This window comes from Arthrobacter sp. P1_D4, from assembly GCF_056406115.1.
Map to the genome: position 1 here is coordinate 84,197 of NZ_JBFUAU010000017.1, position 13,103 is coordinate 97,299.

At 67.1% G+C, this 13,103-nt stretch carries 12 protein-coding genes; all 12 read right to left on the bottom strand.

Annotated features, from left to right (window positions below; all coding sequences use genetic code 11):
* Positions 1-16 precede the first annotated feature (16 nt).
* The 12 genes from AC1D0A_RS17075 to AC1D0A_RS17130 all read right to left on the bottom strand — a co-directional run bounded on the left by AC1D0A_RS17075 (position 17) and on the right by AC1D0A_RS17130 (position 13,012).
* Positions 17-751: a DedA family protein gene (locus AC1D0A_RS17075; protein WP_028277350.1), complete on the bottom strand. Its 735-nt coding sequence runs from the start codon at positions 749-751 to the stop codon at positions 17-19.
* A 156-nt stretch (positions 752-907) separates the two neighbouring features.
* Positions 908-1,543, bottom strand: a complete 636-nt coding sequence (locus tag AC1D0A_RS17080) for a DedA family protein (RefSeq protein WP_476946365.1) — start codon at positions 1,541-1,543, stop codon at positions 908-910.
* Positions 1,544-1,733: 190 nt separating this feature from the next.
* A complete protein-coding gene (locus AC1D0A_RS17085) occupies positions 1,734-3,065 on the bottom strand; it encodes a thymidine phosphorylase (protein ID WP_476943519.1) in 1,332 nt (443 codons plus the stop codon).
* Positions 3,062-3,466, bottom strand: coding sequence for a cytidine deaminase (locus AC1D0A_RS17090; protein WP_028277348.1), 405 nt, complete (start codon positions 3,464-3,466; stop codon positions 3,062-3,064). Before AC1D0A_RS17090 ends, AC1D0A_RS17085 begins: the two co-directional genes overlap by 4 nt.
* Before the next feature lie 2 nt (positions 3,467-3,468).
* Positions 3,469-4,785 (bottom strand): ABC transporter permease, encoded by a 1,317-nt coding sequence (locus tag AC1D0A_RS17095; RefSeq protein WP_028277347.1) that lies wholly within the window; start codon positions 4,783-4,785, stop codon positions 3,469-3,471.
* Complete coding sequence (locus tag AC1D0A_RS17100) at positions 4,782-6,182, bottom strand: ABC transporter permease (protein WP_476943521.1); 1,401 nt, start codon at positions 6,180-6,182, stop codon at positions 4,782-4,784. The genes AC1D0A_RS17095 and AC1D0A_RS17100 overlap by 4 nt, the downstream gene beginning before the upstream one ends.
* On the bottom strand, positions 6,175-7,866 hold the full coding sequence (locus AC1D0A_RS17105; RefSeq protein WP_476946366.1) for an ABC transporter ATP-binding protein: 1,692 nt from the start codon (positions 7,864-7,866) through the stop codon (positions 6,175-6,177). Before AC1D0A_RS17105 ends, AC1D0A_RS17100 begins: the two co-directional genes overlap by 8 nt.
* A gap of 163 nt (positions 7,867-8,029) precedes the next feature.
* Positions 8,030-9,136 carry a BMP family lipoprotein gene (locus AC1D0A_RS17110; RefSeq protein ID WP_476946367.1) on the bottom strand — a complete coding sequence of 369 codons (1,107 nt, stop codon included), beginning with the start codon at positions 9,134-9,136 and terminating at the stop codon, positions 8,030-8,032.
* Between the two features lie 308 nt (positions 9,137-9,444).
* Entirely contained in the window at positions 9,445-10,476 is a 1,032-nt protein-coding gene (locus AC1D0A_RS17115) for an NADP-dependent oxidoreductase (RefSeq protein ID WP_476946368.1), read from the bottom strand.
* A complete protein-coding gene (locus tag AC1D0A_RS17120; RefSeq protein ID WP_028277343.1) occupies positions 10,473-10,904 on the bottom strand; it encodes an organic hydroperoxide resistance protein in 432 nt (143 codons plus the stop codon). The genes AC1D0A_RS17115 and AC1D0A_RS17120 overlap by 4 nt, the downstream gene beginning before the upstream one ends.
* 165 nt (positions 10,905-11,069) lie before the next feature.
* Positions 11,070-11,534, bottom strand: a complete 465-nt coding sequence (locus AC1D0A_RS17125; protein ID WP_476946369.1) for a MarR family winged helix-turn-helix transcriptional regulator — start codon at positions 11,532-11,534, stop codon at positions 11,070-11,072.
* Positions 11,535-11,812: 278 nt separating this feature from the next.
* Positions 11,813-13,012, bottom strand: coding sequence for an amidohydrolase (locus AC1D0A_RS17130; RefSeq protein ID WP_223914196.1), 1,200 nt, complete (start codon positions 13,010-13,012; stop codon positions 11,813-11,815).
* Positions 13,013-13,103 lie beyond the last annotated feature (91 nt).

Genomic DNA, 13,103 nt, shown 5'->3' on the forward strand with positions numbered 1-13,103 from the left:
CGCCGGGCGCCGGAAGCTACTTTCCGGACGCTCCGGACTCAGCGGACGGACCGGCCAGCATCGTGCCGTGCAGCTCGGAAGCACGCTCACCGGAGGCGGGTTCGGCGACGTATTCGGTCTCAGACGGGACCGGACGGGTGTCGTGGCGGCCCAGGCGCTTGTGCCACCAGCGCAGGAGATGGTCGATGAGGACACCGAGCACAATGGCGAATACCACCGCGATGCCCGCGCTGAGCAACGGGTTGTGGTGCAGCCACGGGAAGGAACTGGCCAGGACGCCGATGCCGATGGAGTAGGCGACCCACGTCAGGCAGGCGAAGCCGTCCAGGAAGAAGAACCGGCGGTGCGGAAACGCCGTCGTGCCTGCCACGTAGTTGACCGCGACACGGCCCCACGGAATGTATCGGGCGGTGAAGATCAGGACGGCGCCGCGCTTCTCGAGTTCGTAGTGGGCCCAACCGAACACCTTTTGGACCTTTGGCTTGCGCATCCAGCGGAACCGCTCGAGGCCAATCTTGCGGCCGAGCATGTAGGCCATGTTGTCGCCGGCCATGGCTCCCACGAGCGCCGTGAGGCCCAGGATCCACAGGTTGGGCTGGCCGCTGTGCACGGAGTACGCCGCCAGGGCAACGATCAGGGTCTCGCTCGGGACCACCATCGCGAAGCCGTCCACGAAGAAAAAAACCAGCAGGAGGGGGTAGATCCACCACTGGCCAGCGGCATGGAGCACGGCCTCGTTAATGAACTCCATGCAGGTGGTGCTCCTTGATGACTGGGAACGGACAACTAAGCCGTAACGTACTCGCGATGACAGTGGGTAGAACTATGGACGAAACTTTGCGCGACGTGCGGCCAACAAACGTGACCCAAATCGCTCCTAAGTGTCCCATGGGCGGGCCCAATCCGCCTAGGACTCGGCGGGCGGCACGGAATGCGTCGGTTCCTCCGGTGCGCGGCCGCGCACCCTGCTGATCACGCGGTCCAGGACGACGCCCAGGACGATCGCGCAGACGATGGCAATGGCCGCTCCCAGCACGTGGTTTTTCTCAAACCACGGACCAACAGTCAGGCCGATCCCCACCGAGTAGCTGGCCCACAGCAGCGCCGAGAGCACCGTCAGGCTGACGAATCTGCGCCACGGGTAATGTGTGGCACCGGCGGTCAGGTTAACGGCCACCCGCCCGATCGGGACGAAGCGGGCAACAAGGATCAGTGAGGCAGGCCGTTTCCGCAGTTCCCGGCCGGCCCAGCGGAAGGCCGCCTGCATGCGCGGGCCGCGCTGCCACGCCCAGCGCCGGGTTCCGGTCCCGCGGCCGATCAGGTAGGCCATGTTGTCGCCCACTAGTGCCCCTGCGGCAGCCGTTGCGATCAGGAGCAGAGGGTTGGGGACGCCCGCCGTGGCGGCGACTGCAGCCAGGCCCACCACCACCGATTCGCTCGGAATCGGGGGGAAGAAGCCGTCGATCACGCAGCAGGCGAAAACCAGGACGAGGACCCAGGGTTGCCCTGCGGCGGCGAGGATGAAGTCGTTGATTGCCTGCACAGCTTCCTAACGCGCGGCGGGGCCAGATCGATCCAAGCGCAGGCTCGGCCGGAGCCGGGCCTGCGCCAAGGGTACTGCTGTGGAGTCAGTCTTGTGGAGTTAGTGTACCGCCGGCTCCGGCCGCCGTTGCCCCATCACGTACGGCTGTTATCCCCAGGGTTTGGGCGCCATAAGGGATAGGGCAACGGGGTTAGGCGATGCGGTCGATGATGAGCTTCTGGGCGGGCCGGGAGCCCTCGGGGGCGATCACGGCGGCGTGTTCGAGCGCTTCCTTGGCACGCTCGAACTTCTCCGGTGTGTCCGTCAGCAGGGTCATGAGCGGTTCGCCCGCCTTGACCGTGGCGCCGGGCTTGGCGTGCATCCGCACCCCGGCACCGGCCTGGACCTGGTCCTCCTTGCGGGCGCGTCCGGCGCCGAGCCGCCAGGCAGCGACGCCGACGGCCATCGCGTCGAGCTCCACCAGGACGCCGTCGGCCGGGGCGTAGATGACCTCGGATTCCTTGGCGACCGGGAGCTTGGCGCGCGGGTCTCCGCCCTGGGCCTCAATCATCCGGTTCCAGACGTCCATAGCCCGGCCGTCCCGGAGTGCTGCCCGGGGATCGGCGTCGCGGATGCCGGCACACGCCAGCATTTCCTCCGCGAGCCGGACGGTGAGTTCGACGACGTCGTCCGGGCCTCCGCCGGCGAGGACCTCCACGGATTCCTCGACCTCGATCGCGTTGCCCGCGGTCAGGCCCAGCGGCGTGTTCATGTTGGTAAGCAGTGCCACCGTGTTGACGCCGGCGTCCTTGCCCAGGGCCACCATGGTTTCGGCCAGTTCGCGGGCGCGCGCCTCGTCCTTCATGAACGCGCCGCTGCCCACCTTGACGTCGAGCACCAGCGAGCCGGTGCCTTCGGCGATCTTCTTGCTCATGATCGAGGAGGCGATCAGCGGGATGGCCTCCACGGTTCCGGTGACATCGCGGAGCGCGTAGAGCTTCTTGTCCGCCGGGGCCAGCCCGGCCCCGGCCGCGCAAATGACCGCGCCGACGTCCTGGAGCTGGGCCATCATTTCGTCATTGCTCAGGGCCGCACGCCAGCCCGGGATGGCCTCGAGCTTGTCCAGGGTGCCGCCGGTGTGGCCGAGGCCGCGGCCCGAGAGCTGCGGCACTGCCACGCCAAACACCGCCACCAGCGGAGCCAGCGGCAGGGTGATCTTATCCCCGACGCCGCCGGTGGAGTGCTTGTCCGACGTCGCCTTCACGCCGCCGTCGGGCCGCCGCAGGCTGGAGAAGTCCATCCGCTCGCCGGAGGCGATCATGGCCGCCGTCCAGCGGGAGATCTCGGCCCGGTCCATGCCGTTGAGCAGGATGGCCATGTTCAGGGCGGCCATCTGTTCGTCGGCGATGGCGCCGCGGGTGTACGCGTCGATTGTCCAGTCGATCTGGGCCGGGCTGAGCACACCCTTGTCCCGCTTGATGCGGATGATGTCGACGGCGTCGAACGCTTCACTGTTGTTGGGGTTCTGTGTCGTTTGTGTCACCGGGGTTCCTCCAGGTGTTGGGGGCCAAAGGCATCGGGAAGGACCTGGTCCATGGTCTTGATTCCCTGCGTGGTCATGAGCTCCATGTCCGGAGCCCGGAATTCGTAGAGCAGCTGGCGGCAGCGCCCGCACGGCATGAGGACATTCCCGCCGGCGTCGACGCAGTAGAAGGCGCGCAGCCGTCCCCCGCCGGTCATCTGCAGGTTGCCCACCAGGGCGCACTCGGCGCACAGTGTCAGCCCGTAGCTGGCGTTTTCGACATTGCAGCCGCTGACGATCCGCCCGTCTCCGGTGAGGGCCGCGGCCCCCACCGGAAACTTCGAATACGGCGCATAGGCGTTCTTCATGGCGGAGACTGCCGCGGCTTCGAGTGCAGCCCAGTCGACGTCGGTGCTGTCCATTCTCAGCCCTTGATGTACGGTATGCCGTCAGCGGCCGGCGGCCGGGAGCGGCCGACGAGCCCGGCCACGGCAAACACGGTCACCACGTACGGCAGCATGGCCATGAACTGGCTCGGCACCGGGGTGCCGATGATCGTCACGATGCTCTGCAGGTTGTCGGCGAAGCCGAACAGCAGCGCCGCGAAGAACGCCCCGATCGGGTTCCAGCGGCCCAGGATCATGGCGGCGAGGGCAATGAAGCCGCGGCCGCCGGAGATTTCCTTGGTGAAGCTGTCGATCGCCACGAGGGTGAAGAACGATCCGCCGATCCCGGCGACGGCGCCGCCAAGAGTGACGTTCCAGAAGCGGGTCGCGTTGACCTTGATGCCCAGGGTGTCGGCCGCCTGCGGGTGCTCGCCCACGGCACGGACGCGCAGGCCCCACTTCGTCTTGAACAGTGCGACCCAGATCACGATGACTGCCACGTACATCAGGTAGCCCACCACGGACTGTTTGAAGAGGATGGGCCCGATCACGGGGATGCTGGACAGGACCGGGATATCGATGATGGGCAGCTCGGCGGGCGAGTTGTATTTCTCGGGGTCCGACTGCATCACCGTGGTGAACAGGAAGCCGGTGAGCCCGGAGACCAGGACGTTGAGCACGACGCCGACGATGATCTGGTTGACCACGTACTTGATGCTGAACACTGCCAGCACCACCGACACAAGGGCGCCCGCCACGGCCGCCGCAAGCAGGCCCAGGTAGGGGTTGTGCGTCAGGCTGGCGACGAGCGCGGCCGTGAAGGCACCACCCAGGAGCTGGCCTTCGATGGCGATGTTAACGACGCCGGCGCGTTCGCACAGCACACCTGAGAGGGAGCCGAATACGATCGGCACGGCGAGGGTCACGGATCCGGCGATGAGGCCTGCCAGCGAAATACTGGGGGTCCGGGCGCCGCCCACCACCCAGATCAGGAAGGCGACCACGAAAACGACGGTGAACACGGCCGGCACCCAGCGCGGGGGCCGCCGGTTCGCTCTCGCCTTCAGGACCAGGGCGTAGCCCGCGAGGACCAGCAGGATCAGGGAGAGCACCATGCCGGACAGGAACGCGGGTACTTCGATCGCCGGGAGCTGGAAGAAGTCTCCGCTGGATGAAACCCCGAACTTGGCGTTCGCCTGCGGGCCCAGCAGTCCGAAGAAGATGAAGGCGATGGTGGCCAGAACCGCAAGCGTGACCGGCAACTTCCAAGTCACGGGCTTGGCGGACACCGTCGGCCTGTGGTTCTTCTCCGGCTGTGGTTTTCCTTCAACGGGCGAGGTTGCTGTTGTGCTCATGCGGCACCTCCGGTGGTTGCGGCCTGCTTGGTTTTGCCGGCGATCGCGGCCTTCTTCTTGCGCGGGTTGAGTCCGAAGATCGCCCGGACCAGCGGCGGCGCCGCGATGAACAGCACGATGAGCGACTGGACCACGAGCACGATGTCGATCGGAGTTCCGGTCTGGATCTGCATCTGGACGGCGCCTGCGCGGAAGGCCCCGAACAGCAGGCCGGCGGCGAAGGTGCCCCATGGCGAGGACCGTCCCAGCAGCGCGACCGTGATGGCGTCAAAGCCGTAGGTTGCCGCGACACCGTCGGTCAGGACCTTTTCGGTGCCCGCCACCTGTGCCACGCCGGCCAGGCCGGCCAGGCCACCGGCAATGGTCATCACCAGGATGGTGGCCCGGGAGACGTTGATGCCGGCGGTCAGGGCTGCCTTGGGGTTGGCCCCGACGGCACGGAATTCGAAACCGAGCGTGGAGCGGTTCAGCAGCCACGAAACAAACACGGTGGCCGCGATGGCCAGCAGGAATCCCAGGTGCAGCCGGTACTGGCTGCCGAAGATCAGCGGGTACGCGGCGCTGGGGTCCACGATGGGCGATATCGGTGTGTCCGCCCCCGGACGCTGGAACAAGTCCGTGTCGAGCAGGTAGCGCAGGAAATAGAGTGCGATGTAGTTGAACATGATGGTCACGATGACCTCGTGGGCGCCGGTCCGGGCTTTGAGCACGCCGACGATGCCGCCCCAGACGGCGCCGCCGATGACGCCGGCCACCAGGACCAGCAGCAGGTGTATCCCCAGCGGCAGGTGCAGCGCGAAGCCGACCCACGAGGCGAGGATGCCGGCCATGATGATCTGGCCCTGCGCACCGATGTTGAACAGGCCCGCGCGGAAGGCCAGGGCGACGCCGAGGCCGGCGGTGATCAGCGGGGTGGCGATGGTCAGCGTCTCCATGAGGGGGGCGAACTGTCCGGCCACGCCGTTCCCGCGGGGGTTGAAGACCGCGCCCTGGAAGAGGGCGACGTAGGAATCGGTGGCGGCGGACCAGACGGCGAGGAGGAAGTCACTGGGCCGGGCAAAGAGATAGCCCGCCGTGGTGCCGACAACCTTGTCCGTCATGGCGATGAGCAGACCGCCCAGGATCAGCGCGAGCAGCACCGCCAGGATGGTCACTATGCCGTTGCCGGTGAAGATCTTGCGCAGCAGCGACTCCTCTTCCGGGGCACCCGGAAGAGCTCCGCTCTGGGTCGAGACCGGAACGGCCGATGGCTGGTGGGCGCCTCCCGCGGTGTCCAGCGAGGTGACGAAGTCTGCATCGTCCTCGAGCGGTTCAGGCTCCACGTCGGTGGCCTGCGATGCCGGAAGTTGGTCCGGGTCCGGTGCGGCCGCGGACCGCGGCTCGGTGTTCTCACTCATGGGGGTCTCCTACGGCGCCGGAGCCGGGCTCCTGCACGGACGGGGCGGCGGGGGCCGGGTTCATGGCCGGCTTCGTTGCGGGTTTTTCGGCCGGGGTGCCGGCCGGGTTTTCTGCTGCGTTCGCGGCCGGGTTTTCAGAAAGGGATCGGGCCGAGTGCCTGCCTGCGGCGTCGGTCTGGGCCTCGTCCGGGGAAACGCCGGCCATCATCAGGCCCAGGACGTCACGCCCGGTGCCGGCCGGGACGATCCCGACCAGCCGGCCCTTGTACAGCACGGCGATCCGGTCGGCGAGTTCAATCACCTCATCCAGTTCGGTGGAGACGATCATGACGGGCGTGCCATGGTCCCGCTCCGCGACGATCCGCTTGTGCAGGAACTCGATGGAGCCCACGTCCACGCCGCGGGTGGGCTGGGAGGCGATGAAGAGCCGCAGCGGCCGGGAGAGCTCCCGGGCCATGACGACCTTCTGCTGGTTGCCGCCGGACAGGGTGCCGGCTGCCAGCGAGCCGGACGGGGTGCGGACGTCGAATTCCGCGATCCGGGTCTTGGCGTTCTCCAGGACCTTGGCCGGGCTCATGCTGATGCCCTTGGCGAACGGCGCCTGGTCGTACCGGTCCAGGATCAGGTTCTCGGCGATGGAGAACGTGCCGATCAGCCCGTCGAGGGAACGGTCTTCCGGCACGAATCCGACGCCGGCGTTGAGTACCTCCTTGACGCTGCGGCCCACGAGTTCTTCGCCGTCGAGGGTGATCGAGCCGTGGACCCGCTCGTGCAGGCCGAGGATGGCCTCGGTCAGCTCGGTCTGGCCGTTGCCCTGGACGCCGGCGACGGCGAGGATCTCGCCGCGGGCAATTCCGAAGCTGATCCCGTCGACCACGTGCTGGCCGTTGGGGGCGATGACGGTGAGGTCCTTGACCTCGAAGGTGGTCTCCTGCGGATTCGCGGGAGCCTTGTCCAAGGTCAGGCTCACGGCCCGGCCCACCATCATGGAGGCCAGCTCGGTGGTCGAGGCGCCGGGATCGGCCGAGCCCACTACCTTGCCGCGCCGGATGACGGTGATGGTGTCCGAAACGGCCTTCACCTCACGCAGCTTGTGGGAAATGAAGACGATCGAGGTGCCGTGGCTCTTGAGCTGGCGCATGATGTCCAGCAGTTCATCGGTGTCCTGCGGGGTCAGCACGGCCGTGGGCTCATCGAGGATGAGCACCTTGGCGTCGCGGACCAGGGCCTTGATGATCTCCACGCGCTGCTGCACGCCCACGGGGAGGTCTTCGATCAGCGCGTCGGGGTCGACGTCGAAACCGTACCGGTCGGAGATCTCCCGGATTTTCCGGCGGGTGTCATCCAGGTCCAGGAATCCGCCGGTCTTGGTGGTCTCCGCTCCCAGGGCAACGTTCTCCGCGACGGTGAAGACGGGGACCAGCATGAAGTGCTGGTGCACCATGCCGATGCCGGCCGCCATGGCGTCACCGGGGCCGCGGAACGTGACCGGTTTGTCGTCGATGAGGATTTCGCCCTCTGTGGGCTCGTACAGTCCGTAGAGGACGTTCATCAGCGTGGACTTGCCCGCGCCGTTCTCACCGAGCAGACAGTGGATCTGCCCGGGTTCAACAACCACATCGATGTGATCGTTTGCTACCAGGGAGCCGAAGCGTTTGGTAATGCCCTTGAGTTCAAGTTTCAAAACTCTGACCAATCTCGAGGTGTCCGGAAGGCTTGGTCCGGACGCGTAGGGGCGCTGCAGCACCAGCTTAGTGCCTGGGATCTGAGGCACTAAGGGCCGCAACGAAAAGCGCCACAGCCCGTGCGGTGGTGACCGGACGGGCCGTGGCGCTTAGCGGAGGAAGTTAGGCTTTCGGGCTTGCTGCGGATTCAACCTTCAGCTTGCCGTCGGCGATGTCCTTCTTGATCTGGTCCAGCTCGGACTTCAGTTCGGCCGGAACCTGGGAATCCATGTCGTGGAACGGGGCAAGCTGAACGCCGTCGTTCGCGAGCGTGCCGACGTACGGCTTGTTGGTGAACTGGCCGTCCTTGTCCTGCTTGACGACCGCCTCGACGGCCTGGCCCATCTGCTTCATGACGGAGGAGAGCATGATGTCCTTGTAATCCGGTGCCGTGAGGAAGCCGTCGGAGTCAACCCAGATGAGCTTGACGTCCTTGCCGGCTGCCTTGGCTTCCTGCAGGGCCGCGCCCGCACCCTTGCCGACCGGACCGGCGACGGGCATGACGATGTCGGCGCCCTGGTCCAGGAAGTTCTGGGTGAACTGCTTGCCCTTGTCCTGCTTTTCGAAGTCGCCGGTGAAGGAGCCGTCCTGCTTGGCCTTGTCCCAGCCGAGAAGCTTGACGTCCTTGCCCTTCTTCTCGTTGTAGTACTTCACGCCGTCGGCAAAACCGTCCATGAAGATGGTGACCGTGGGGATCTTGATGCCGCCGAACGTGGCGACCGTCCCGGTCTTGGTGGTGCCGGCTGCGAGGTAGCCGGCCAGGAATGCTGCCTGGGCGGTGTCGTAGATGATCGGCTTGACGTTGGCGACCGGGGTGTCGTAGCCGAAGTCGATGATGGCGAAGTGCTTGTCCGGGTTCGCGGTGGCCTGGGACTTGGTGGCGTCGCCGAGCAGGAAGCCGACCGTGATGGTCAGGTTGCAGCCGGCGGAGACCATGGCGCGCAGGTTGGGCTCGAAGTCGTTGTTGGTCTTGGACTCGGCCTGGTTCATGTTAAGGCCCAGCTCCGACGTGACCTTCTTCAAGCCCTCGTAGGAAGACTGGTTGAACGACTGGTCATCGAACCCGCCCGAGTCGGACACGATGCAGCCCTTGTAGTTGCTGGCGGTGTTGGTGGCGGTGCTGGCCTCCGGGGCAGCTCCGCAGCCGGTCAGCAGGAGTGCAGCCGCGCCCGCGGTGGCGACGCCGGCCATTGATCCGCGCTTAAAGGTGGCACGCAGAGAGTTCTTCAATTTTCCTCCAGGAAGAAAGAGTAGGCGCTACGACGGAAGTTCAATGAGTGTCTGTCTGCGGTGTTCCGCTGATCTCTGTTGTCACTGATGGATTTCGCAGCACTGCGCCGAGGCGCACTGATGCAAGCTACTGTAGTGGCCTGCGCCACGTCCCGATAACACACGTCCCGGCGAATGCCCAGATTGTTGAGAACTTGTTACCTAGAGGTAGCCGGTGCCCGCCGCGACCACATAAGCTCCGGCGCCGGTCCCCGCAGGAACCGGCGCCGGAGGCGTATGTGGCGGCACGGCGATTGCCGGGTGTCAGGCTACAGCCGCACGAGCATCTTGCCGGTGTTGGCGCCGTCGAGCAGGTCCATGAAGGCCTGCGGGGCATTCTCCAGCCCGTCCACCACCGTCTCGTCGTAGCGGACCGTTCCGTCGGCCAGCCAGCCGGACATGGTCTCGACGAACTCGGCCATGTGCTGCCAGTAGCCGCCCACCAGGAAGCCCTTGAGCGTCAGCTGCTTGCCGATCGCCAGCATGAGGTTCCGCGGCGCCGGCGTGGGCTCGGTCGCGTTGTACTGGGCGATGGCCCCGCACATGGCCACCCGGCCACCGACCGTGAGGGCGGACAGCGCGGCTTCGAGGTGCTCGCCGCCGACGTTGTCGAAGTAGACGTCGATCCCGCGCTCACCCGCGGCCGCGGCGAGCTGTTCCGCCACGGGGCCGTCGTGGTAGTTGAACGCGGCGTCGAAGCCGAGTTCGAGCAGGCGTGCCACCTTTTCCGGCGAGCCGGCGCTGCCGATCACCCTGGACGCGCCCATGGCCTTCGCGATCTGCCCGACAAGCGAGCCGACCGCGCCGGCGGCGCCCGAGACGAACACGGCGTCGCCGGGCTTGAATTCCGCGACCTTCAGCAGTCCCGCGTAGGCGGTCAGCCCGGTCATGCCGAGGGCGCCGAGGAATGCTGACGCGGGGGCAAGATCGGTGCGCGCCACCGTGGTGGCCGCTGCATCGACGACGGCGTATTCGCGCCAGCCGAGGCCGTGCACCACCGTGTCGCCCACAGCGCGCGCTTCGGCCCGGGACGCGATGACTTCGCCGACGGCGCCGCCGTCGAGGGCGCTATCCAGCGCAAACGGCGCGGAGTAGGACTTGACGTCGTTCATGCGTCCGCGCATGTACGGGTCCACCGAGATGAACAGGTTGCGGACCAGGACCTGGCCGTCCTGCAGTTCTGGCAGCGCCGACTCGGCGAGGCGGAAGTTCGCCGGGACGGGGCGGCCGTGGGGGCGGGACGCCAGCTGGATCTCGCGGGTGGTGGCGGGAAGGGTGAGAGTTTCGGTGTTGTTGCTCATGCGGCTACCTCCAGGATGGTGATGTCGACAGTGATGTTGCCGCGGGTGGCGTTGGAGTACGGGCAGATCTGGTGGGCCTTGGCCACGAGGGCCTCGGCCGTGTCCCGGTCCACGGCGGGCAGGGCGATCTCAAGTTCGGCGGCCAGACCGTAGCCGGCACCGTCTTCGAGGGCGCCGAAGTGGATTTTGGCGGCGACGGCGGAGTCCGTCAGGTCGGCGCGTTCCTTGCGTCCCACAAGGCGCAGGGCGGAGTGGAAGCATGCGGCGTAGCCGGCGGCAAAGAGCTGTTCGGGGTTGGTGCCCGCGCCGTCACCGCCGAGTTCGACCGGGCTGGCAAGGGTGACGCTCAGCTTGCCGTCCTTGCTGATGGCGGTGCCGTCGCGGCCTTCGCCGGAGGCCAGGGCCTCTGCTGTGTAAAGGGTCTTCATGGGGTTTCCGTTCTGTCGGAGGGAAGAAGGGGTTCAGTGGGAACTCGCCGGAAGCCTGCGGAGTCGCCGTAAATTTCCGGCGAGTTGGCACGCCTCCCGCGGTTTCGACGTCGGCCGTGTGGGCCTGGGAAGGGTGGTGGAGGGGGAAGGGCTTAAGGGAAGGGCTTAGTGGGAGGCGTGAAGCGCGTTCGTCAGCCGGCCCAGGGTGTCGCGGAGCTGGTCCAGTTCCGATGCGGTGAGCCCGGCGGCGTCTGCCAGTCGCTGCGGGATACCGCTGGCCTTGGCGCTCAGGGCGGCGCCGGCGTCGGTCAGGAAGATCTCCACGCGGCGCTCGTCCTCGGCGGAGCGGCGGCGCTGGACGAGGCCGAGCGCTTCGAGCCGCTTGAGCAGCGGCGAGAGCGTGCCGGAGTCCAGGCCCAGCTCCTCCCCCAGTTCACGCACGCTGCGCGGCGCCGCTTCCCAGAGCACCAGCATGGCGAGGTACTGCGGGTAGGTCAGGCCGAGCTCCTCGAGCATGGGCCGGTAGGCGGCCGTGGCGGCACGTGAGGCAGAGTACATCGCAAAGCACACCTGCCGGTTCAGGCGGAGCGCTTCCGGGCCGCCAGTGCGGGCCTCTTCTGACGTGGTCATGCCTCCACCATACTGCACAATTCAGTTGTGTACAATTCAGTTGTACACAACTGAATTGCACAGCGGGAACCGGTAACAGGTGTGCAGGGGGCCAGCCGCGGCACCGTTCCCAGCCGCGGCCGCCGAGATTCCCCATGTTTGACGGGTGCCGCCGGCGTGTCGGCCCGCAACCGCCGGCGTGTCCCGGCGTCGTGCCGGCAAAGGTGGGGAAACTCCGCGCGGCGGTCCTGGCCGGGTGTAGCGGGGCAGGACCGGCGTAGGGGCCCGGGCGGAACGGCTTACAGGTCGCGGATGGTGCGCAGGGCCGCCGCCGTGAGCACCTGGATGCCCAGGCCCAGCGCCCGCTCATCGACGATGTAGTCACCGCGGTGGAGGTCATACTCTTCCCCGCCGGGCGTCTTCGTGCCGAGGCGCATCATGGCGCCGGGGGTGTCGGCCAGGAACCAGGCAAAGTCTTCCCCGCCCATGGACTGCGGGGTCAGGACCACGGCGCCCTCGCCGATTTCGGCGCGGGCCGCGGCCTCGATCAGCGCGGTCTCGTGCTCGGAGTTGACCACCGGCGGCACGCCGCGGGTGTGTTCCAGGTGGACATCGACGCCGTACGGCTCGGCGACCTGCCGGATGATGTCGTCGAGCAGCTCGCCGGCGTCGTGCCAGGCGTCACGGTCCAGGCAGCGCATGGTGCCGGCCATGTAGCCGCTGCCCGGGATGGCGTTCGGGGCCGAGCCCGCGGAGATCTGCCCCCAGACCACGGACACGCCGCTGCGGACATCGACGCGGCGCGAGAGCACTGCGGGAACGTTGACCGCGATCTGCGCCAGGGCGAAGACCAGCTCCTCGGTCAGGTGCGGGCGCGAGGTGTGGCCGCCGCGGCCGGAAAGTTCAATCTTGATGGTGTCCGAGGCGGAGGTGATCGCCCCGATCCGGGTGCCGATCTTGCCGATCTCGATCCGGGGGTCGCAGTGCAGCGCCAGGATGCGCGGCACGCCTTCCAGGACGCCCTGTTCGATGCACGAGGTGGCGCCGCCGGGCATGGTCTCCTCGGCCGGCTGGAAGATGATCCGGACGGTCCCGCGCAGAGGGGAGGCCTCGTGCATGCGCTGCAGGACCAGCGCGATCCCGAGCATGGTGGCAGTGTGGACGTCGTGGCCGCAGGCATGGGTCACGCCGTGGTTCTTCGAGGCGAACTCAAGGCCCGTTTCCTCGATGATGGGCAGGGCGTCGATATCCCCGCGCAGTGCGGTGGCGATGGGACCCTGTCCGACGTCGACCGTCAGGCCTGTGCCCTCGAGGCGGCGCGGCTTGAGCCCGGCTTCCTCGAGCCGTTTCGCCAGCTTGTCGGTGGTGCGGAACTCCTTGAACGAAAGTTCCGGATGCGCATGGAGGTCGCGGCGGAAAGCGATCAGCTCCGGCAGGAGGGGCTCCAGCCACGGCCCCACGAGAGTCGTGGGCTCAGCTTCAGTCGAATAGTTGCGCACGGAATAACTCTATCGAGCGGCCAAAGAATAGCGGCATCGGGTACGGCGCGTTACGGATTGCTGAACATTGCACAGGCCGTGATCCGCTCTC

What these genes read in the sequence shown, in the direction of transcription:
- AC1D0A_RS17075 (WP_028277350.1), bottom strand. Translation starts at nt 751, where the DNA reads ATGGAGTTCATTAACGAGGCCGTGCTCCATGCCGCTGGCCAGTGGTGG.
- AC1D0A_RS17090 (WP_028277348.1), bottom strand. Translation starts at nt 3,466, where the DNA reads ATGGACAGCACCGACGTCGACTGGGCTGCACTCGAAGCCGCGGCAGTC.
- AC1D0A_RS17095 (WP_028277347.1), bottom strand. Translation starts at nt 4,785, where the DNA reads ATGAGCACAACAGCAACCTCGCCCGTTGAAGGAAAACCACAGCCGGAG.
- AC1D0A_RS17100 (WP_476943521.1), bottom strand. Translation starts at nt 6,182, where the DNA reads ATGAGTGAGAACACCGAGCCGCGGTCCGCGGCCGCACCGGACCCGGAC.
- AC1D0A_RS17115 (WP_476946368.1), bottom strand. Translation starts at nt 10,476, where the DNA reads ATGAGCAACAACACCGAAACTCTCACCCTTCCCGCCACCACCCGCGAG.
- AC1D0A_RS17120 (WP_028277343.1), bottom strand. Translation starts at nt 10,904, where the DNA reads ATGAAGACCCTTTACACAGCAGAGGCCCTGGCCTCCGGCGAAGGCCGC.
- AC1D0A_RS17125 (WP_476946369.1), bottom strand. Translation starts at nt 11,534, where the DNA reads ATGACCACGTCAGAAGAGGCCCGCACTGGCGGCCCGGAAGCGCTCCGC.